Annotated in this window: 2 protein-coding genes; one reads left to right on the top strand and one right to left on the bottom strand. The window is 69.6% G+C overall.

All coding sequences use genetic code 11. The features are described from left to right. Positions 1–116: 116 nt before the first annotated feature. Positions 117–284, bottom strand: a complete 168-nt coding sequence (locus KME77_RS21630) for a DUF3117 domain-containing protein (protein ID WP_020545024.1) — start codon at positions 282–284, stop codon at positions 117–119. A 180-nt stretch (positions 285–464) separates the two neighbouring features. Here KME77_RS21630 and KME77_RS30530 point away from each other — a divergent pair, with 180 nt between their 5' ends. Continuing rightward, positions 465–1241, top strand: coding sequence for a PaaX family transcriptional regulator (locus KME77_RS30530; RefSeq protein ID WP_372451207.1), 777 nt, complete (start codon positions 465–467; stop codon positions 1239–1241). The last annotated feature ends 32 nt before the right edge of the window (positions 1242–1273 follow it).

The raw sequence follows: 1273 nt of genomic DNA, 5'->3' as shown, positions 1-1273 counted from the left end.
GAACCCCGCCCCCCGCCGTCGCCGTGGTCTCAATGGGCACGGATGATCACCTCAAACGTCAGCGGCCCTGGCGCGGATGCACGCCAGGGCCGTGGAACGGACTGTCTCGGGAGCTCTCAGCCGACGACGTTCTTCAACGCCTCGCCGAGCGCCTTCGCTTCGTCGGCGGAAATCTCCACGACGAGCCGGCCGCCACCTTCCAGGGGGACCCGCATGACTATGCCGCGCCCTTCCTTGGTGACCTCAAGCGGACCATCGCCGGTCCGCGGCTTCATCGCCGCCATGCGTGCATCCCTTCATGCCATTGGGCTCCCGCGGCCCGCGATTTCGGCCGCCCTGGAGGATGGCCGACGCATTCACGTCATCTGTGATGTCCTATTCTCCCGCATCGAGAGCGCTCATGGGTAACGATCTCCTCCCAGAATGCGTTGTCGAGCCTGGCGAAGGCCGCCAAACTGGACTTCGTGCACGCTCGCGCCGCCCTGTTCGACCTCTACGGAGACCACCTGCGTACCCGCGGTGGGCAGGCGTCCGTGGCCGCTCTCGTGCGGCTCATGAACCCCCTGGAAATAGCCGCTCCCGCCGTACGCACGGCCGTTTCCCGCATGGTCCGGCAAGGCTGGCTGCAGCCTGTCAGACTGCCGCGAGGGGCGGGTTACGGGCTCACTCCGAAGTGTGTCAGACGCCTTGACGAAGCCGCGCTCAGAATTTACCGAGCCGGAACTCTGAGCTGGCGTGGCCGCTGGCACGTGATCGTCTTCGGCCCCGTGAAGGACCGTCCGCGCAGGGAGCGGATCCGCGCCGACCTGACGTTCCTGGGGTACGCCGCGCTGTCCGAAACGACCTGGATCGGTCCACGCTCCTCGATCGAGCTGGACAACCTGCTGGAGGGCGAGGGCGTGCGCGCCGACCGGTTCGACGCCGCCCTGGAGGGCGACCCGCGCGAGCTGGTGTCCAGGGCGTGGGACCTGGCCGCCATCGGCGCGGCGTACGAGCACTGGCTGTCGGAGGCCGTCAAACTGGTCGGCGCGCTGCCCGGCGGCGCGCCGCCCGACCAGGTGTTCGCGACCAGGAGCAGGCTGGTGCACGGGTGGCGCAACTTCCTGTTCCAGGACCCCGGGCTGCCGCCGGAGCTGCTGCCGCCGGGCTGGCCCGGCGAGAAGGCCAGGACGTACTTCGAGCAGGAGGCCGCCCGCCTGCTCCCGGCCGCCGCCGCGTTCGTCGACGGGGAGCTGCCGTGAGCCGCCGGGTAAGTTGACAGGGGGGCGCGGTG

Origin of the sequence: Nonomuraea rhizosphaerae (assembly GCF_019396405.1) — a bacterium.
Classification (GTDB): domain Bacteria; phylum Actinomycetota; class Actinomycetes; order Streptosporangiales; family Streptosporangiaceae; genus Nonomuraea; species Nonomuraea rhizosphaerae.
Note: the sequence above shows the minus strand (reverse complement) of the source record. Positions and strands in the feature narration are given on the sequence as shown.

What these genes read in the sequence shown, in the direction of transcription:
- KME77_RS21630 (WP_020545024.1), bottom strand. Translation starts at nt 284, where the DNA reads ATGGCGGCGATGAAGCCGCGGACCGGCGATGGTCCGCTTGAGGTCACC.